A 19,307-nucleotide genomic window follows, 5' to 3' on the forward strand; every position below is an offset into this window, starting at 1 on the left:
CCGGCCGCCTTTTCAGCGGCCCAGCACCAGCGCCCAATAGCGCAAAGCCGGATCGCGGCCGTCGCGCACGTAAGCCAGCCCGAAGCGGCTGAAATCCTGATCGAGCATGTTGCGGCGGTGGCCGGCCGAATGCATCCAGATGTCGAACAGCTTCTCAAGGTCGAAGCGGCCCTCGGCGATGTTTTCGGCCGCAGCACCCCGCACGCCATTGTCCTTCATGCGCGAGGCGAAATCCTTGCCCCAGCCAGTGGTGTGGCTCATGCGCTCGCGCGAGGCCATATAGCCGGCCTGCTGCAGCGCCGCCTGTTCGAGCTGCGCGTCCGGCGTCAGCGTCGGCAGACCGGCGGAGCTGCGGATACTGGCCAACGTCGCTGTCGCGGACGAAGAGACGCCGGCGCCTTCGCCGGTCGGCACGGAGACGGTGCTGCAGGCGGCTATGCCGGCAAGCGCCACTAGGCCGGCGGCCGCGAGCAACGTGCGGCGGTTGAAATCGGGGGAGGTGGTGATCAAGGTGGTCATGCGGCCTCTTGATACCGGCGATCGTGGCTTTTGCCGGGCAGGGCGATGAAAATCGCATGAAGCGCGACATTCCCCGGAAGATCGGTTATCATCCCGGCGTTCTTGAAAGTGGCAGCCACGGGCGGCCACCCAGGTGGTGACCGCCCCCGGTATAAAACGGAGGACGGTTATGGCTGGTTTTCATGTCATGGCGGACGCGCGCGGGATGCATGTGCAGCCCACGGTGCGCCACATCACCACGTCGGATCTCTGGGATGCGTTGAGGCTCGGCGCCGAGGATTTCTGGGCCAAGCCGTCGCATTATGTGTTCCTGTGCCTGATCTATCCGATCGTCGGCCTGATCCTGACGCGGTGGAGCTCCGGCTCCAACGCCATCCAACTCGTCTATCCGCTGATGTCAGGCTTCGCGCTGATCGGGCCCTTCGCGGCCATTGGCCTGTATGAGATCAGCCGCCGGCGCGAGCTCGGCATGAGCAGCCGCTGGCATCATGCGCTCGACGTGCGCCATTCGCCGGCGCTGCCGTCGATCGCGGTAATCGGCGTCCTGCTTTTCGCGCTGTTCCTGTTGTGGCTGTTCGCCGCGCAGTCGCTCTACACCAGCCTGTTCGGCGCCGAGCCGCCCGCTTCGGTCGGCGCCTTTGTGCGCGATGTGCTGACGACCGGCAGGGGCTGGACGTTGATCCTCGTCGGCAACGCCGTCGGCTTCGTTTTCGCCGCCGTCGTTTTGGCCACCACCGTCATTGCGTTCCCGCTGCTGCTCGACCGCGACGTCGGCGCCGTCTCGGCAATTGAAACCTCGGCCCGCGCGGTGATGGCAAATCCGCTGACAATGGCGCTTTGGGGTTTGACGGTCGCCGTGTTGCTGGTGATCGGCTCGATCCCGCTGTTTGCCGGGCTTGCCGTCGTCATGCCGATCCTCGGCCACGCGACCTGGCATCTCTACCGCAAGGTGGTCGAGCCGGAGCAGATCCGGCCTGTACGCCGGCCGATGTAGGGCTGCCAGCGCGGGCAATTGGCAAAATCGGCGAAACTGCCAATCTCCCCCCTTGCGGGGGAGATGCCTGGCAAGGCAGAGGGGGGTGCTGTCCCGGCGGCTTATCAGGATCTGGGTTCCTCGCCCCGCGAAGTAGAGGAAGGAATTCAAGCAGGAATGAAGCCGAGTTCCTTCACACCCCCCTCTGGCCTGCCGGCCATCTCCCCCGCAAAGGGGGAGATTGGCAGCTTCAGCGCCGGCCCGCCTTACCCAACCACGCGCAAATTGGACAGCTCGTTGGCAATCTCCTTGAAGTTGTCGGAGAGCGTTGCGCCGGTGGCGTTCCAGAACAGCTTGGCCGGTTTACTAGGGTCGGTCGGATCCTTGCGGAAGCGGGAATCGGAAGAGCAGGCCTTCAGCACGGCCATCGCCTTCTGGTCGCTTGAACTGATAGACGACATGTCGAGCGCCACCGTCATCACCATGATGTTGGCCGCCTTGGCATTGTCGCACAGCTTCGCCATCTGCTCGTTCATCGCCGCGGTGTAGTTGCTCGACGAATAGTTGAACTGGCCGATGGCGCTCGACGTGCCGCCGAACAGGCGGGTGACCGATGTGCCGTTATAGCCGACGCCGGTATAGCCGTAGGCGGCATAGGTCGACTTGTTGCCGGCCGGATCGGAACTGACCGTCGAATAGGTGTTCTCGCCGTCGGTGAGCACGATGACGACCTTGTCGTTGCCGCGCTCGGATTCCGGACGGCCTTCGGTGAAGGGTTCGGCGCTCGAAACCGTGCGCCAGCCCCAGGCCATGCCTTCGGGCACATTGGTGTTGCCGTTGGGCTGCATCAGGTCGATCGCCGCCTTGATGGCCGCGAGCCCATCTGTTTGGGTGACGTCGGTGAGCGGCGTGATCGGTGTGGTGGTGCAGCTGTAATTCGGCCCGGCGCCCGAGCTCAATACCGGAGCATTGATCGGCCGTGGCATGAAGTATTTGGCCATATTGGACTGCCTGGTCTTGCCGGTGGTGCTCGACGGATCGTCGTTCCACCAACTGTTGGCGGCGCCATAGGTCACTGGCCTCGGTTCGTCAGGATCCTGTGTGACATACCAATGGTTGCCGGGCTCGTCGGGCGCGAACATCGGCACGAACATGGTCGCTGGATCGCCGACGCCGATGCCCGTGTTGTTGGGCCCGCCGGAGGCCGGCGTGTCGTTGACATTGTAGGGATAGGGCCGCACTTCCACGCAACCCTGCCAACTGGCGAACGGGCCATAGGTGTCGTTGTAATCATATTCGTTGTGGCTGCGCTCGCAGGTATGGTTGTCGCGATATTCGTCGCAGACGACGCGCTTGCTGCCGGCGATGCGTTCGTGGCTGGTGACGACCTTCATATCCCGATAGAGCTCGAAGCGGGTCAGTATCTGCCCCTCCTCCGAGCCCCAACCGGTACCTTTTTTATACCAAATGCCGTTGATTTTCTGAGCGTATTTGGCGGGAGCGTTCAGCGTCGACCAATCGAAATTCTCGTTGGCGATTGGCGACAGCCCGTAGGTGTCCATCCAGGAGGCGTTGTCGTTGTTCGGCCCGACATTGACCGACGCCGCGAACGGCACGAGGCTGAACTGGACCGGCTTGTCGATCTGCTTGATCTGCGCCGCCTGCTGCCCCAGCGTGTCGACGAGCTGCTTGGCCGCCTGCTTGAGCAGGTCGATGCGCTTCTGTCCCGTGCCTGTGCCGGGCGTTGTCATGGAGCCTGAATTGTCGAGCACCATCGCCACTTCCAGCGTGTTCTTCAGCCGCACCTGGGAGTCCATGGCAAGGTTGATCGACTTGTTCGCATCGACCGTGGATGCGCCGACGAGCAGCGAGGAGGACGGGTAGAAATAAGGGTGATAGTTCAGCGTCGCGCTCATCGTGAGCAGACCGCCGCCGGCCTGGCTGGTGGGCAGCGTGATGTTGAGCGAGATGTCGGCGGGGTCGATGTTGTTCAAGTTGGCGTTGAAGAAGTCGACCGCATAGGCTCTGATCTGGTCATCCGTGGCGCCTTCGGCAAGCCGCCGCGCCGCGGCGAAATTGGCGGCGTCGAGCGCGTTGAGCACCATCTGCTTCTGGCGGTTGAGCTCGCTGAAGTCGACGGCCATCGCCACCGCCCCCATCAGCGGCACCATGGCGATCGCGGTCATGAACGCATAGTTGCCGCGGCGGTCACGGCAGAATTGATGCCAGAATTTGCGCATTTTTATCGAGCGGCCCCCCGCCGGCGGATTCTCTGTCGGGCGACATTTCCACAAAACGCTGAAGGACCGGTTTGGCAAACCGCTCGATTGCTTAACGGCGACTTCACCAGCCGCTAACCAAATCATTTCCGATGGTGCGCTGCACGATGGAAGCGCCCGCTTTACGACGGGCGTCGTCGATCGCTTGTCCGAGCAGATTAGCTGACGATGCGCAGGTTCGACAATTCGTTGCCGATCGCCTTGAAGTCGTCCGACAGCGTGGCGCCGGTCGAGTTCCAGAACAGTTTCTTCGGCGTCTTGCCGGTCGGGTCCGCTGGATCCTTAGCGTAGCGCGAATCCGACGAGCAGGTCTTCAGCGCCGCCATCTGCGCCGCTTCGGCCGTGTTGGTTGAATCGAGATCGAGGGCGATGGTCATAACGATGATGTTGGCCGCCTTGGCGTTGTCGCACAGCGTCGCCAGATGCTCGCTCATGGCCTTGGTGTAGTTGGCGTTCGAATAATCGCTTTTGCTGACGTTGATGCTGGTGCCGAGGAATGGCCGGCCATAGGTGTAGGTGCTTCCGAACGGCTTGGTCTGGCTGCCGTAGGCAAGATATCCAAGCGCGGAATAGATGGCCTTGTTGCCGGAAAGATCGTTGCCGCCGCTCCTGTAGTAGGTGCCGGAGTACGATTGGGCACTCACCGAATCCGGAGTGTAATAGGTATTGGCCCCGTCGGTCAGCACAATCAGAACCTTGTCGTTGCCTTTTTGTGTTTCCGGGCGTCCCTCGGTGAAGGGCGCGGTGCTGGAAAGCGTCCGCCAGCCCCAGGCCATACCTTCCGGCACGTTGGTAGCGCCGACATCGACCATGGCGTCGATCGCGTTCTTGACCGTGGTGGCGCCGGCAGAGGTGGAGACATCGGTCAGCGGCGTGATCGCGGTCGTGCTGCAACTGGTGTTCGGGCCGGCATTGTTGCCGTAGGCGGGGGTGACCTTGTTGCCGTAGTTGAAATATTTCGGCATGTATTTCTGGCGCGTCGGCGTCGGGCTGTCGCTGCTGGACGTCACGTCGAGATGCCAGTTGTTGTTTGCGGGCCGGGAGTAGCCGTCGGTATAGTCGGTCTCGTCAGGCGCGAACATCGGCACGAACAGCGTCGCCGGTGTGGAGGTCGAGGCGGCCGTATCCTGGATATTGTACGGATAGGGACGCGACTCGACACAGCCGCTCCAGCTCGCGATCGGCGCGTAGGTTATATTGGACGTGCAAACATTGTTCGAATCTTTGGTGCAAGCCGAAATTCGCTGCATCCATTTGTAGAGCGAGAAGCGCGTCAGCGGCTTGTCTTTTTGGGTGGGATCCCAATCGGTGCCGCGCGCATACCAGATGCTGCCGACCTTCTCGACATATCTCTGTGGCCAGAGCGAATTCCCCTGGGTCATCGTCGTCCAGTCGAAATTCTCGTGCTGGATGGGTGAGATGCCATCCTGATCCATCCACGCCGCCGTCGAGTTGGCCGGGCCTATATTCACCGAGGCGGCGAACGGAACCAGGCTGAACTGAACCGGCTTGGAAATCTGCTTCATCAGCTGCGCTTGCCCCGACAACTGGTCGACAAGCTGCTTGGCGGCACTCTTCAGAAGGTCGAAACGTACTTGATTCGAGCCGTGGCCGAGTTCGGCCATCGAGCCGGAATTGTCGAGCACCAGCGACACTTCCAGCGTGTTCTTAAGGCGGATTTCAGATCTGGCCGAGAAGTTGACGTTCGTCTGGCCCGGCGTTCCGCCAAGCAATGCGACCGCGGCCGGCAGGAAGTAAGGTTGGTACTTCAGGGCGGCTTCGAGCACCAGCGTGCCGCCGCCCGCATTGTTGTTGGGCAAGGTGACCGTCAGCGTGGTGTTCGCCGGAAGGACGTGCCTCAGATTGGCCTCGAAAAATGTCTTGGCATAGGCCTTGGCTTCGGCGTCGGTGGCGCCGGCGACGATATGCTGTGCCGTCGCGATGCCGGCGGCGTCCAGCGCGTTCAGCGTCTCCTGCCGCTCTCTTATGAGCTCGGTATAGTCGACCGCAAGCGCCACCCCGCCCATCAGCGGTATCATGGTGACGGCCGTCATCAAGGCATAGTTGCCTCGTCTGTCGCGTAGGAATTTGCGGATCAATGCCCTTAGCCCCCGCCAGGATCCTATAGTTTCTCGTTTAGCATGATCCATGAATCGTTAAATTTTAGCTCCCTCGAAGCGTCAAGATCGCACGGTCGTTTGACTGGGCATTAACCCTGTGCACCGACGCGCCGTCGAAGGCCGATGCCGGAAAGCTGGTGACAGGATGAAGCGCTTCGGTTATGCGGGACCGGCCGTGGCGTCCTCTGAACTGAAGAATGGCTGTCGCGGTCTTGTCAGGATCGAAATCAGGGACACGGCATGGCGGATTCGCCTGACATTATCGCTTCGCTCGACGATCTTGCAGGGCGCTACGCCGCCATACTGTGCGACGTATGGGGCGTCGTGCACAATGGCGAATGGCACTTTCCGGCCGCTGCGGCGGCGCTTGCAAGGGCGCGCGCGGCGAATGTGCCGGTCGTGCTCATCACCAATTCGCCGCGCCGCAGCGCCGATGTCGTCGCCCAGATGAAGGTCATCGGGGTACCCGCCGACGCCTTTGACCACGTCGTCACATCAGGCGATGTGACCCGCGACCTGATCGCAGAAGGACCGAGGAAGATCTTTCACATCGGTCCCGAGCGCGATTTCAGCCTCTATGATGGGCTCGACGTCGATCTCGTCGAGGAATTCGAGGCCTCGGGCGTCGTCTGCACCGGCCTCTATGACGACGAGGTCGAGAAGCCCGCCGACTATGCGGAAATGCTGCAGCGGCTGCGTGCCCGCAATCTGCCGTTCATTTGCGCCAATCCCGATATCCTGGTGGAGCGCGGCGAGCGCACCATCTGGTGCGCCGGCGCGCTCGCGCGAGATTACGCGCAGCTGGGTGGCCGTACGTTGATTGCCGGCAAGCCCTTCGCGCCGATCTATGATGTCGCCATGAAGGAGGTCGCCGGCCTTCTTGGCCGCGCCGTCGAGCGAAGCGAGGTCCTCGCCATCGGCGACGGCATGATGACCGACGTCAAGGGCGCGGCCGACAACGGCTTTGACGTGCTCTATGTCTCGGGCGGCATCCACGCTCGCGACTATGGCGATCCGCTCCGCCCCGATCCTGAAAGGCTGGCCGGCTTCCTTGAAAAGCACGGCTACCGGCCGGTCGCCGTCATTGCGCGTCTGCAATAGGTTGGAGATCTGGCCATGACGGGCGCCTCGACATGAACCAAGCCTTCCAACGTCTTTCGGCGGTCGCGCCGCTGCCCGCGCATCTGCGCGGCGGCGTCGTGGCGATCGGTAATTTCGACGGTGTCCATCGCGGCCATCAGTCCGTCCTGGAGCGCGCGCTGAGCGAAGCAACCCGCAGTGGCGTGCCCGCTTTGGTGCTCACCTTCGAGCCGCACCCGCGCAAGGTATTCCGGCCACAGGTGCCGCTCTTCGTGCTGACGCCGCCGCCGATGAAGGCACGGCTGCTCGCCGGGCTTGGCTTTGCCGCTTTGATCGAGCAGCCGTTCACGCGCGATTTTGCCTCGCTCTCGCCCGAGGCTTTCGTGACCGATGTGCTGGAGAAGAACCTCGGCATCCGCCACGCCGTCACCGGTTTCGACTTCCATTTCGGCAAGGACCGCCAGGGCGGCCCGGCCTTCCTGATGGCGGCCGGCGAACGGCACGGCTTCGGCGTGACGCTGGTCGACGCCTTCCGCGATGAAGGCGCGGAGGTGGTTTCGTCGAGCCGCATCCGGGATCTGCTCGCCGAAGGCGAGGTGGAGGAGGCCGCCGGCCTGCTCGGCTACCGTTTCACCGTCGAGACCGAGGTGATCGGCGGCCAGCGGCTTGGCCGCACCCTTGGCTTCCCGACCGCCAATATGCGGCTTTCGCCGGAAGCGGCCTTGAAGGAAGGGATTTATGCCGTCCGCTTCCGTCGCGCCGACGGTGCGCTTCATGACGGAGTCGCCAGCTTCGGCCGGCGTCCCACCGTGGACGACAATGGCGCGCCGCTGCTCGAAACCTACGTCTTCGATTTTTCCGGCGATCTTTATGGCGAGACCTGCCAGGTGTCGTTCTTCGGCTTCCTGCGGCCGGAGCTCAAATTCGATGGTCTCGACGCGCTGGTGGCGCAGATGAAACAAGACGAGGCCGAGGCGAGAGCGCTGCTCAAGGGCGTGCGCCCGCTCTCGCAACTGGATGCCGAAATCGCGTTCTAGGCTGCGTCGATATTCAGCTGATGCCGGCCTGCGAACGACGATTTCCTGCGCGTCCGGTGCTCACGTACGAAAAGTACGCTCCGCTCCGGTTCTCGGAAACCACCGTTCTCGGTCGGCCCGACCTGAATCTCAACACACCCTAGATCGCCGCTTGCTGCTACCGCTTCAGCGCCAGCCCGATGGCGATGAAGCTCCATCCCTGGAACACCAGGTCGATCGCCAGGAAGATGCCAAGCACCCAAAGACTGTTCACCGGCCAGCCCATGGCGATCATCAGGCCGAGCAGAATGGTGATAACGCCAGCGGCCAGCAGCCATCCCCAGCCTTGCTGCGGCCGATGATTGAAGGCCACCCAGGACCGCAAAAGTCCCGAAGCGACGAGCGCGATGGCCAATAGCAGCGTCAGCACCGCCGAGGCAAGCAACGGGTTGTCGAAGGCGAAGAAGCCGGCAACGGCGTAGAGCAGGCCGCTCAGCAGCCAGTAGAAGAAACGTCCCCAGGTCTTGACCCCGAAGGCGTGGATGATCTCGATGACACCTGCCATCAGCATCAGCCAGCCGACGACATAGACGGAAGCGACGGTGGCGATGAACAGATTGCCGAAAGCGATGCCGCCGAAGATCAGCAGCAACACGCCGAGCGCCACAAACCATCCCCATTTAGCCCGCGTCTGGCCGATCGCGTCTTTCAGAGCATCGCCTTGCAAGGTCATGATCTTTCCCTCCGATGTCGCCGCGCCGCTTGCGGGTGAAAGGAAGGTAGTCCCGATGAACTTGAGCGTCCAGCGAGCTGCGCCAGCGAAGCGCCGCCTTCGTCAGCCCGCCATTTGCCGACGAACCGACTTGGCCGGCGTCGGCCGGATGACCGCGATCGGCGGGCGTGCAGAGATCGTCAACCTGGCGGCGGCTGGATTTCGTCCGGGAAGGGCGCCAGCGTCGCCTCCAGCGTCTCCCGGCCGGCCTGCCCCCAGCTTCGCGCCACGAAATCTGCGGCCTTCGCTTCGTACGGAGCACGGGCCGCGGGCGAGACGATCCACTCCCGCATCGCGTTTTCCCATCCTTCGACGTCGAGCGGATCAAGGCAGAGTCCCGACGAACCGACCACTTCGGCAATGGCTCCGCCCGTCGAAGCGATCAGCGCCTTGCCGTAGGCCAGCGCCTCGACGGGCGGCAGCCCATATCCCTCATAGAGCGACGGGTACACGCAGAACGCGCTGTTGCGGTAAAGAAGGGACAGCGTACCGTCATCGACGTTGTCGAGATGAACGAGGCTCTTGCCGTAGGCAGGGTGGCCGTGAAGCTTGGCCAGGATGCCATCGACCATCCAGCCGCTGCGGCCGACGAAAACCAGCTTCATGCCGCTACGCGCGACTGTTCCGTCCAGGACGAGGCGCGTCCAGACATCCATGAGCAGCGAATGGTTCTTGCGCGGTTCGATGGTGGAAACGAAGACGACGTAGCGATCCGTCTCGAGCCCATCCGGCAGGCGGCCGTCCGCCTTCGATTTGCGGGCACTGTCGCAGCCGAGAGGGACATGCTCCAGCTGCGGCAGGTGGATGCCGCGCTTGGCGGCGTATTCCACGACATCGGTGGTGACGCGCCTCGAAGTCAGGATGAAACGGTCTGCCAGCCTCATCGCCAGATCCACATAATCCGTGAATCTCTTGACGTCGTGCGGCTTGTACCATTCGGGAAACTGGATCGGAATGATGTCGTTCAACAGCACGATCAGCTTTGCGCCGGCCAAGCGCGCCTCACGCGAAATGACCTCGATATCGGTGTGCGCCCAGTCGTTGTTCATCAAGAGCAGATGGTCGCCGGGCGAAAGGTCGTATTTGTTGCCGGCCACGGTCCTGAGCGGGACGATCCGGGCGCGTGAACCGCCCACGCCAGCGACTTGCCGCCGCTCGGTTTCCTTCATCAGCCGGTTTTCGATCCGCTCGAGGAAACGAAGCAAAGGGCTGCCGGGATTGCGTCGGCCGAACGCGCCGATTTCCATTATCAGGATCCGGCGCGGTCTGATGATCGCCATCAGCGACCGCCGGGCCCAGTTCGGCCAGCGATCGTAAAAACGTATCTTGAAGCGGGCAGGGTCTGGGTAAAAGCTCATGTCGCACGAAATGTTGCCGGCGATGATCTCCGCCGCCATGGTCGGCGAAACCTGTCTAAGCACCCGCTCGATCGGGTCGAACACCGTGAATGCCACCTCGGAGGCCTTGAATGCGGCCGCCGCGGCTGCGTAGTGGCGTTGCACGCGGACCAGGCCGACCGGGGGGCCGAGCCAGCGCACCATGCTGGAGAGATCGACGACAAGCCGCATCAGCTGGGCCGAATTCTTGCAGGGCGCGCGATCATCCTGCGCCAGGCCAGTCGAGGTCCCAGCGCAAGCGTCCTGAAGGAAGGGGCGCCGACAGCCGCCAGGAACAGCAGCTTGCAAGTGACGGCCATGGGTATGCCCGCGGTTCGTAACAGCAACTCGATGTCGCGTCTTTCCAGGCTGGAGATGCCGACCCCGGTGGCGGCGCGCGATGCCAGAAAGCTCGCGATGGCCTCGGCGGGTTGGCCGTTGGTGTCGAACGGCTCGGCGCGATTGCGACGCAGCAGCGCCGACTGCCTGGCCAAGGCCGCTGCCGCCTTCTGCTGATCCTGCTTCATGCGCGATACCTGTCCCGGATGCGATCTCAGCTTCACGAGCTGCGCATCCATGTTGGCCAGTTTTCCGGTCTCGGAAAGCCGCAGCCAAAGATCGTAGTCCTCGGCATAGGTGAACGCCCGACGGTAGCCTCCCGCGCGCCGGACGGCCTCGGTCCGGAACATCACCGTCGGATGAAGCATCGGATTGTACCTGGCAAGCGCGTCCCGCAACTGGTCGTTGCCGACCGGAACGTCTATCGGCCCCAACGGGTTTCCGTCCCGGTCGATCTGCAATCCCGCCGTGCCGAGCAACTGCAAATCGGCGTCGGCCTGGAAACACGCCACCTGCAGGCGCAACCTGTCGGATAGCGAGATATCGTCGCAATCCATGCGCGCGGCAAGAGGGGCCCGCGCGAGCGAAATCCCCATGTTCAGCGCATCGACGATCCCCTTGCCGTGGTTGGCGACAACTTTGACGCGGCCATCACGGTTGCCGATCGATGCCGCGATCGCGGCGCTGTCGTCGCAAGATCCGTCGTCTACAACGATGATTTCGATATCCGCCAGATCCTGGTCCAGGATGCTTTGCAGGGCCTCGCCGACATATTGCGCGCCGTCTCGCACCGGAATGATGACGCTTACTATCGGCAATGGAACTTTCCTTGCGATGATCGGTCGCGGCCGAATGGCCGTTGAATTCTCGGATGTCGGCAGTCTGGCTTCAAAATTCCAATTCCAAAGTTTCCTCGGTCTGTCGACCGTCAATTTCCTTGTCGCGCCGATCCGAGCGGGACCTCAAGTGCGGGCGCGAGCAGCCGCAGCACCGCCTCGCGCTTTTTCGCCTTCAACGAGAGGTCGCCATCGAGGCCGACTTCATGAAGCCAGCTTCCCCGCCATTCGCAATAGGCCCGTCTGAGCTCAACCCCAGGCAAGGCCGCGAATGCGGTTATCGGCCGTTGCGGAACTGTGCTCGGATCCACATACCGATAGAGCGCCTCCCAGTTGGCTCCGCCGGTGTCGAGGCCGGCGAACCAGTCGAGCCCGAAATCGAGAGGCTTGCGGCCGACGGCGTCGAATCGGAAGAAGCAATAGCCAGCCCACAAATACCATCGCGAGCCTGCCCTGCGGAGCTCGCCGTGAAACGGCGCAACTTCAAGAGGCTCGAAAGGGTCGCATGGCTGCGTCGGGAAAAGATCCTGGTCCAGGAATCCGAACGCGGTCGGCGCGGCAGGCTTCAGAATATTGTGCCACATCCAGTTGAGCGCCGCGCCATGGGACCGGCTCGGGCTTCTTGCGGTCCACGGATTGGTCGGCAGCCTGACATGCGCGGCGCCATGGGTTGCGCATACCTGCCTGTTGTCGCGTGCGGAAGCTTCGCTGATGCTGTTGTCGGCAACGATGTGGAGATCATGGCGAACGAATCGTCTCGTCAGCCGCAACTGCAATTCCAGGCACTGAGCATCGCCGAAAGCGACGGTAATCAGGACACACCGATCGCGGGCGGCGGCACGGATCCCTTGGATGTCGCCATTCTTGAGCGGCTGATGCAGAAACCTCCGGTCGATTTTCCGGTAACGGGCACTCTTGACGGCATGCAGCAGCGGCTGCAGCCTCAGCCATTGCCGCAAGTCATATTCGCGCAGGGCCTTTGGCACGGCCGCCGCTTTCAGTCGGACCCGGCTTGGCAGCCATGATCGCCCCGTGGAATTTTCATGCGCGCTCCAATTGAGTTTTTTGAAAAAGCTCGAATGCAACAGCATCCAGGTCTCTTGATAACGGGCTATATACAGCATATGCGTCTTTTCAACACGACCAACATTTGAGCGCCCGGCGTGTTTGTTTGAATGGGGAAGTCTGGGGCGCACCCGGGGTCTCTCTCCGATCTGACCTGGGGGTGGGGTGGCGCTCCGGAAAACGCGATGAGAATCTGCTGCGCAATCTCTACCCTCTTCATGAATGGGGGTCTGCAGAGGGATTGTCTCAATATCAGCGACCGATTGGTCGGGCGCGGCCACAGCGTGACGATCCTGACGACGCGCCAGGTCGGTCATGTCGAGAGTTCGGCTACGATAAAAATCCAGCCGGCAAGGGTTCTCTCCAATCCGGGCACCGAATATGCGCTGGGAAGATCGGTGCTGACGGCCAGGCGCGACTTCGACTGCGTGGTCGGTTTCAACAAGATGGCGGGTCTGGACATCTACTATGCCGGCGATCCGCCTTATTTTGTGTCGAAGCTCGGATGGTGGCGGCCGTTTTCGCCCCGCTTCATGCGCCAGCAGAATCTCGAATCGATGATCTTTGCCCCTGGCAACACCGTGCAGATCATTGCGCTCAGCGAAAACCAGGCAGCGCTTTACCGAGACTTCTGGCGAACCGAGGAATCGCGCATTCACGTCGTCGGCCCGACGCTCGATCCGAAACGCCGCAGACCGGAACTGCTCACTGTCGACCGCAATGAGATCCGCGATCGTTTTGGGCTTCCCCGCAAATCCGTCATTGCCTTGACCATCGCCAACAGATTGAAGGTGAAGGGTCTCGATCGGGCGGTAAAGGGCCTGCAGCCGTTCCCGGATATACATTGGCTGATCGCCGGTCTTCGAAAAGGCAGCGAGGAAGAAACGCGACTTCGCGCCCTGATTGCCAAATCCGGCATGTCGGAACGGGTTACCCTGCTGGGCATCCAGGAAGACATTCCGGCGATTGTGGTTGCAAGCGATTTCATGCTGCATCCGGCTCGCCTTGAAAATACAGGCACGGTGATCCTCGAGGCACTCGCAAACGGCTTGCCCGTCATCGCATCGGACGCCTGCGGATATGCAAAATATGTCGAAGCCAGCGGAGCGGGGCTGGTTGTGGCCAACCGCGATGATCCTGAAATCTGGCGGCAGGCAATCCTGAAGGCCGGCAACCCGGCGGTCCCCGCGCAATGGCACAAGGCGGCTCTTGCCTACGGGGCATCAAATCCGCTTACCGGCGGACTGGAAGCGGCCTGCGATCTGATAGAGACGTCTCGCCGCACCCGGCGTGTCGCCTAGTTCGTCCGTCGATTCCGCTGGTTCCGACGTCATGACTTTAAGTCAAATTTTACCGAACGCACGGCATGGCTTGAGCGCTGGCAGGTGGTGCTGCCGGCGCGTTTCGCGTAAGGGGTGACGATGCGTATTGTCCGGACGATTCCGCTGGCCGTTGCCATGGGCCTGTCCACCGCGCCCGTCGCCCAGGCGGGCGAGGGCAGCTGGATATCCGGCGACTGGTATCTGACGCTCGGCGCCACAGCGCTGGTCGCGCCGAATTTCGAGGGCGGCAAGAAATACATGCTCAGCGCCCAGCCGATCATTTCGCTCGGCAAGGTCGGTCCGGAGGCGCGTTTCACCTCGCGCAACGACAACATCTCGCTGGCGCTGATCGATGACGGTTCCGTTCGCGCCGGCTTGACCGGCAAATTCATATTCTCGCGCGAGAGCAAGGATGAGCTCAAGGGGCTCGATCCGGTGCGCTTCGGCGGCGAGGTGGGCGGCTTCTTCGAATTTTATCCGCTGGACTGGCTGCGCGCGCGGGCCGAGTTGCGGCATGGCATACGCTCCCACAACGGCTTCGTCGCCGATATCGCGGCCGACGCCTTCTACGACATCACGCCGACCGTTCGCATCTCCGGCGGTCCGCGCGTTTCCTTCGCCTCGTCGGACTATTTCGACGCCTATTACGGCGTCAATGCCAAGGAAGCGGCGGCTTCGGGCTTGAGCGAGTACCATCCGGGCGGCGGTGTGAAGTCGACAGGCCTCGGCGGCGCGATCACCTGGAAGGTGACCGAGCCGATGACGGCGAGCGTCTTCACCGAATATTCGCGCCTGATGGGGCCGGCTGCCGATTCCAGCCTGGTCAAGGAACGGGGCGACCGCAACCAGTGGACCTTCGGTGTCTCGACCACTTACCGCTTCAATTTCACGATGTAGGTCGCGAAAGCGGCCTCATGCCTTGAAATCCGCGCTTTATTCCTGCCGCGCCATCCGCTAAAAGCCACGCCATGATGAGCTTTTCGCGCCTTTTCGCGATCGCGATACGAATTACGGGCCCGGTGTTCCGGGCGGCCTGAGCGCCGCTGGAGCCGCCGGGAGTTTTCGCGCGCGCCCCTCGCGTTTTTTTCATGAACATCAACGCATATCGCCCGAAGGTGGCTTCGGTTTTGGGAAAACGATATGCGTCAAGGCAAGACCTGAACGCCCGGCTTTTGTCGTCGGGTACCCCTGAGATGGCAGATCAATGACCGACACTGTTGAGATGATCGACTATTCCAAAACGCTTTATTTGCCGCAGACGGATTTCCCCATGCGCGCCGGCCTGCCCGAGAAGGAGCCTGGCCTGGTCAAGCGCTGGCAGGACATGGACCTTTACAGAAAGCTGCGCGAGGAGGCCGCCGGCCGCGAGAAATTCGTGCTGCATGACGGTCCGCCCTACGCCAACGGCAACATTCATATCGGCCATGCGCTGAACAAGATCCTCAAGGACGTCATCAACCGCTCCTTCCAGATGCGCGGCTATGACGCCAACTACGTGCCGGGTTGGGACTGCCACGGCCTGCCGATCGAATGGAAGATCGAGGAGCAGTATCGCGCCAAGGGCAAGAACAAGGACGAGGTGCCGGTCAACGAGTTCCGCAAGGAATGCCGCGACTTCGCCGCTCATTGGATCAAGGTGCAGGGCGACGAGTTCCAGCGCCTCGGCGTCATCGGCGATTTCGACAATCCCTATACGACCATGGCTTACCATGCCGAGTCGCGCATTGCCGGCGAACTATTGAAATTCGCCATGTCCGGTCAGCTCTACCGCGGCTCGAAGCCGGTGATGTGGAGCGTGGTCGAGCGTACCGCGCTCGCCGAGGCCGAGGTCGAGTATCAGGATTATGAGAGCGACACGATCTGGGTGAAGTTCCCCGTCGCGAGTCTCGCCCAGCCGGTCGCCGGCGCCGCGCCGGCGCTGGACGAGGCCGCGCTCGATCTGGTCGAGGCGCATGTCGTCATCTGGACGACCACGCCCTGGACCATCCCCGGCAACCGCGCCGTGAGCTATTCGCCGCGCATCGCCTATGGCCTCTATGAGGTGACGGCGGCCGAGAACGCCTTCGGTCCGCAGCCCGGCGAGAAGCTGATCTTTGCCGACGCGCTGGCCGAGGACTGTGCGGCCAAGGCCAAGGTCACGTTCAACAGGCTTCATAGCGTCTCGGCCGAACAGCTTGGGAAGCTTACGCTTTCGCATCCTTTCAAAGGGCTCGGCGGCGGCTATGAATTCCCGGTGCCGATGGTTGCCGGCGAGCATGTCACCGACGATGCCGGCACCGGCTTCGTGCACACCGCGCCCGGCCATGGCCGCGAGGATTTCGACGCCTGGATGGAAGCCGCGAGCGAACTGAGGGCGCGCGGCGTCGATACCGCGATCCCCTTCACGGTTGACGATGCCGGCTTCTTCACCAAGGACGCGCCGGGCTTCGGCCCCGGGCGCGAGGGCGGTGCGGCGCGCGTCATCGATGACAACGGCAAGAAGGGCAACGCCAATCAGGCGGTCATCGACGAGCTGATCAAGCGCAACGCGCTCTTCGCGCGCGGCCGGCTGAAGCACAGCTATCCGCACTCCTGGCGCTCCAAGAAGCCGGTCATCTTCCGCAACACGCCGCAATGGTTCGTCTATATGGACAAGGACCTTGGCGACGGCACGACGCTGCGCGGTCGCGCGCTGAAGGCGATCGACGACACCCGCTTCGTGCCGGCGGCGGGCCAGAACCGCATCCGCGCCATGATCGAGGAGCGTCCCGACTGGGTGCTGTCGCGCCAGCGCGCCTGGGGTGTGCCGATCGCCGTCTTCGCCGATGAGGACGGCAATGTGCTGAAGGACGAGGCCGTCAACCGGCGCATCATGGACGCTTTCGAGAAGGAAGGCGCCGACGCCTGGTTCGCCGAAGGCGCCAAGGCGCGCTTCCTCGGCAATCACGATGCCTCGAAATGGCACCAGGTGATGGACATCCTCGACGTCTGGTTCGATTCCGGCTCGACGCATGTCTTCACGCTGGAAGACCGTCCGGATCTCAAATGGCCGGCCGACGTCTATCTCGAGGGCTCGGATCAGCATCGCGGCTGGTTCCATTCCTCGCTGCTCGAAAGCTGCGGCACCAGGGGCAGGGCGCCTTACGACACGGTCATCACCCATGGCTTCACCATGGACGAGGAAGGCCGCAAGATGTCGAAGTCGCTCGGCAACACCGTCGTGCCGCAGGACGTCATCAAACAGTCCGGCGCCGATATCCTGAGGCTCTGGGTGGTGACGACCGATTATTGGGAAGACCAGCGCCTCGGCAAGAACGTGCTGCAGACCAATATCGACGCCTACCGCAAGCTCAGGAACACCATCCGCTGGATGCTGGGCACGCTCGCTCATGACGACGGCCAGGATGTGCCGGTCGAGGCGATGCCGGAACTGGAACGGCTGATGCTGCATCGGCTGTCCGAGCTGGACGAGGTGGTGCGCCAGGGCTACGACGCGTTCGAGTTCAAGCGCATCACCCGCACGCTGCTGGACTTCATGGTGGTGGAGCTTTCGGCCTTCTATTTCGACATCCGCAAGGACACGCTCTACTGCGACGCGCCGTCGAGCTTGCGTCGCAGGGCGGCCGTGCAGGTGGTGCGCCACCTCTTCGAATGCCTGGTGAAGTGGCTGGCGCCGATGCTGCCCTTCACCACCGAGGAAGCCTGGCTCGACCGCCATCCGCAAGCCGTATCGGTGCATCTCGATCAGTTCCCGGCGATCCCGCAGAACTGGCGCAACGAGGCGTTGGCCGAGAAATGGCGCAAGGTAAGGCAAGTGCGCCGTGTCGTCACCGGCGCGCTTGAGATCGCGCGCGCCGAGAAGCTGATCGGTTCGTCGCTCGAAGCGGTGCCGGTGGTGACGCTCGACGACGCGGTGCTGGAAGCAGCGATCGCCGATGTCGACATGGCCGAGATGGCGATCACCAGCGATCTCGTCGTCAAGCATGGCAAAGCTCCGGAAGGCGCCTTCACGCTCGACGACGTCAAGGGCGTGGCGGTGGTGGTGGAGAAAGCCGAGGATCGCGGTCTGGTCAAATGCGCGCGCTCCTGGCGCTACACCGCCGATGTTGGCCAGGACCCGGAATTCCCGGACGTTTCGGCCCGCGATGCGGCCGTGCTGCATGAGCTGAAGGCGCTTGGCCGTCTATAAGCCGGTGCAAAAGCAGCGCGCCGGGTGGCCGGAAACCGCCCGTGCGTTGCCCTTGACGAGCGGTTGAGGTAAACACGCGACACTCCGGCAGACAAATTGTCGCCGGATTTCCATCGCAAATGCGGGGAAGCAGGGGACCGTGCCCTTGGCCGGTGGCGACCGAAAGGCTGTTAGAGTGGGACTTTTTGGCATGACCGACAGAACGTTTGCGCGCGCCGCGCTGATGGCGCCGCTTGTGGTATCGGCCATCGCAATGTCCGGCTGCGTGAGCTCGCCCACCTACGGGACCGGCAAGACCGCTGCCGCGCAGCTCTTCGATGATGTTTCCGGCGCTGCCGCGATCACGCCGAAGCGTCGCGATCCGATCGACTACAAGCCGCGTCCTGAACTGGTGAAGCCAGCTCCTGGGCAGAAGGAAAGCCTGCCCGCGCCGCAGCAGAGCATCCAGACGGCGAGCGCCGACTGGCCCGAATCGCCGGAGGCGCGCCGCGCGCGCATCCGCGCCGACGCCACCGCGCACCAGAACGATCCGAACTACCAGCCTGAAGCGGCCGAGGATGTCCAGACCGATCCCGAAGCGGTGAAGAAGGCGATGGCGGATTCGGGTTCCAGCCACCCGCCGCGCTGGTCGCCGGATGATTCCAGCGCCACGCGCCGCGCCGAGGTTCAGCGCCGGCTGGCCGAACAGAAGCAGGGCGATCCGACCACTCGCAAATATCTGAGCGAGCCGCCGCTTGCCTATCGCCAGGCGGCCGCCACCGCGCCGCAGAACGAGCTCGGCGAGGACGAGTACAAGAAGGAGCGCCGTCTCAAGGCGCAGGCCGAAGGCAAGAAGGGCGGCTGGTTCGACTGGCTCGGCCTGTGAAATAGTCAGTAGTCATTAGTCAGTAGTCAGTAGTCAGTAGTCAGTGGTGACTGCTTCACTACTCACTAACCACTACTCACTTCACCCACCATCCCGTCTCTCGCGAAAAAAATCCTTGAGGATGAGGGCGGCGTCGCTTTCGCCGATCCCCGCATAGACATCCGGCGCGTGGTGGCAGGTGGGCGAGGCGAAGAAGCGCGCGCCGTTGACCACCGCGCCGCCTTTCTCGTCGGCGGCGCCGAAATAGAGCCGCCGCAGCCGGGCGAAGGAGATCGCGCCGGCGCACATCGCGCAGGGCTCCAGCGTCACATAGAGATCGTGGCCAGTGAGACGCTCGCTTGCGAGCTTCCGGCAGGCCTCGCGGATCGCCAGCATCTCGGCATGCGCGGTCGGGTCCGCCAACTCGCGCGTGCGGTTGCCGGCTTTCGCGACCACCGTGCCGCCATTGGCGATCACGGCGCCGACCGGCACTTCGCCGCGGCCGGCGGCCGCTTCGGCCTCTTCAAGCGCCAGGGCCATGAAATCCGGTCGTTTCAAGCGGTCTCCATTCCGATTACTCCTCGCCACCCGACAGCGA

At 62.9% G+C, this 19,307-nt stretch carries 16 protein-coding genes; 7 read left to right on the forward strand and 9 right to left on the reverse strand.

Translation table 11 applies throughout. From position 1 onward, the window contains the following. Positions 1-12: 12 nt before the first annotated feature. Both LB535_RS11700 and LB535_RS28825 read right to left on the reverse strand, forming a co-directional pair. Positions 13-519, reverse strand: coding sequence for a CAP domain-containing protein (locus tag LB535_RS11700; RefSeq protein ID WP_224632264.1), 507 nt, complete (start codon positions 517-519; stop codon positions 13-15). Continuing rightward, positions 516-638: a hypothetical protein gene (locus tag LB535_RS28825; RefSeq protein ID WP_263490663.1), complete on the reverse strand. Its 123-nt coding sequence runs from the start codon at positions 636-638 to the stop codon at positions 516-518. The genes LB535_RS11700 and LB535_RS28825 overlap by 4 nt, the downstream gene beginning before the upstream one ends. A gap of 50 nt (positions 639-688) precedes the next feature. Between LB535_RS28825 and LB535_RS11705 the strand changes: the two genes are divergently transcribed. Continuing rightward, a complete protein-coding gene (locus LB535_RS11705; RefSeq protein WP_224610659.1) occupies positions 689-1,513 on the forward strand; it encodes a DUF2189 domain-containing protein in 825 nt (274 codons plus the stop codon). Positions 1,514-1,758: 245 nt separating this feature from the next. Here LB535_RS11705 and LB535_RS11710 read toward each other — a convergent pair whose 3' ends face one another. Then, positions 1,759-3,732, reverse strand: a complete 1,974-nt coding sequence (locus LB535_RS11710; protein WP_224632265.1) for a TadE/TadG family type IV pilus assembly protein — start codon at positions 3,730-3,732, stop codon at positions 1,759-1,761. 197 nt (positions 3,733-3,929) lie between these two features. Beyond that, entirely contained in the window at positions 3,930-5,825 is a 1,896-nt protein-coding gene (locus tag LB535_RS11715) for a pilus assembly protein TadG-related protein (RefSeq protein WP_411962555.1), read from the reverse strand. A 306-nt stretch (positions 5,826-6,131) separates the two neighbouring features. On the opposite strand from LB535_RS11715, the gene LB535_RS11720 reads away from it, so the two are divergent. After that, the gene (locus tag LB535_RS11720) at positions 6,132-6,992 is read left to right on the forward strand and encodes a TIGR01459 family HAD-type hydrolase (RefSeq protein WP_224632266.1); all 861 of its coding nucleotides are present in this window, start codon (positions 6,132-6,134) and stop codon (positions 6,990-6,992) included. A gap of 32 nt (positions 6,993-7,024) precedes the next feature. Continuing rightward, positions 7,025-8,008: a bifunctional riboflavin kinase/FAD synthetase gene (locus LB535_RS11725; RefSeq protein ID WP_224632267.1), complete on the forward strand. Its 984-nt coding sequence runs from the start codon at positions 7,025-7,027 to the stop codon at positions 8,006-8,008. A gap of 157 nt (positions 8,009-8,165) precedes the next feature. On the opposite strand, the gene LB535_RS11730 is transcribed toward LB535_RS11725, so the two are convergent. The 4 genes from LB535_RS11730 to LB535_RS11745 all read right to left on the reverse strand — a co-directional run bounded on the left by LB535_RS11730 (position 8,166) and on the right by LB535_RS11745 (position 12,401). Further along, positions 8,166-8,720, reverse strand: coding sequence for an HdeD family acid-resistance protein (locus LB535_RS11730; RefSeq protein ID WP_224632268.1), 555 nt, complete (start codon positions 8,718-8,720; stop codon positions 8,166-8,168). Positions 8,721-8,899: 179 nt separating this feature from the next. Next, complete coding sequence (locus tag LB535_RS11735; protein WP_224632269.1) at positions 8,900-10,327, reverse strand: glycosyltransferase family 4 protein; 1,428 nt, start codon at positions 10,325-10,327, stop codon at positions 8,900-8,902. Further along, complete coding sequence (locus tag LB535_RS11740) at positions 10,327-11,292, reverse strand: glycosyltransferase (RefSeq protein WP_224632270.1); 966 nt, start codon at positions 11,290-11,292, stop codon at positions 10,327-10,329. Before LB535_RS11740 ends, LB535_RS11735 begins: the two co-directional genes overlap by 1 nt. Positions 11,293-11,402: 110 nt before the next feature. Further along, on the reverse strand, positions 11,403-12,401 hold the full coding sequence (locus tag LB535_RS11745; RefSeq protein WP_224632271.1) for a hypothetical protein: 999 nt from the start codon (positions 12,399-12,401) through the stop codon (positions 11,403-11,405). 192 nt (positions 12,402-12,593) lie between these two features. Here LB535_RS11745 and LB535_RS11750 point away from each other — a divergent pair, with 192 nt between their 5' ends. The 4 genes from LB535_RS11750 (at position 12,594) to LB535_RS11765 (ending at position 18,730) form a co-directional block, all read left to right on the forward strand. Then, positions 12,594-13,676, forward strand: coding sequence for a glycosyltransferase family 4 protein (locus LB535_RS11750; RefSeq protein ID WP_411909048.1), 1,083 nt, complete (start codon positions 12,594-12,596; stop codon positions 13,674-13,676). Positions 13,677-13,796: 120 nt separating this feature from the next. Next, on the forward strand, positions 13,797-14,594 hold the full coding sequence (locus LB535_RS11755; protein ID WP_224632272.1) for a MipA/OmpV family protein: 798 nt from the start codon (positions 13,797-13,799) through the stop codon (positions 14,592-14,594). A 307-nt stretch (positions 14,595-14,901) separates the two neighbouring features. Further along, complete coding sequence (ileS, locus tag LB535_RS11760) at positions 14,902-17,865, forward strand: isoleucine--tRNA ligase (RefSeq protein ID WP_224632273.1); 2,964 nt, start codon at positions 14,902-14,904, stop codon at positions 17,863-17,865. A 223-nt stretch (positions 17,866-18,088) separates the two neighbouring features. After that, positions 18,089-18,730, forward strand: coding sequence for a hypothetical protein (locus LB535_RS11765; RefSeq protein WP_411909049.1), 642 nt, complete (start codon positions 18,089-18,091; stop codon positions 18,728-18,730). An 81-nt stretch (positions 18,731-18,811) separates the two neighbouring features. Here LB535_RS11765 and LB535_RS11770 read toward each other — a convergent pair whose 3' ends face one another. Beyond that, entirely contained in the window at positions 18,812-19,267 is a 456-nt protein-coding gene (locus tag LB535_RS11770) for a nucleoside deaminase (RefSeq protein ID WP_224632274.1), read from the reverse strand. Positions 19,268-19,307: the final 40 nt, after the last annotated feature.

This window comes from Mesorhizobium sp. CA10 (genome assembly GCF_020165285.1).
Lineage (GTDB): Bacteria > Pseudomonadota > Alphaproteobacteria > Rhizobiales > Rhizobiaceae > Mesorhizobium.